Raw genomic sequence first — 245 nt, 5'->3', positions numbered from 1 at the left:
GAAAACGTGGTGGTGGGCGCCTACCGCCACATGAACTACGGCTTTCCCAGTCTCTTGCTGGGCCTGCCGGGCTACCGCGAGCACGAAAAGCGCGCCCGCGAGCGCGCCCACGAGTTGCTGACGTGGATGCGCCTCGATCACAAGGCCAACGACCTGGCCGACAACCTGTCGTACGGCGAGCAGCGCCGCCTGGAGCTGGCGCGCGCGCTGGCCACCGAGCCCAAGCTGCTGCTGCTGGACGAACC

The 245-nt window shown here is 68.2% G+C and carries 1 protein-coding gene; it reads left to right on the top strand.

Features of this window, described 5'->3' with window-relative positions:
• A partial coding sequence (locus tag OH705_RS28330) for an ATP-binding cassette domain-containing protein (protein WP_267303586.1) occupies window positions 1–245 on the top strand: 245 nt, incomplete at both ends.

The sequence above is a fragment of the Pseudomonas sp. BJa3 genome (assembly GCF_026343815.1).
Lineage (GTDB): Bacteria > Pseudomonadota > Gammaproteobacteria > Pseudomonadales > Pseudomonadaceae > Aquipseudomonas > Aquipseudomonas soli.
Note: the sequence above shows the minus strand (reverse complement) of the source record. Positions and strands in the feature narration are given on the sequence as shown.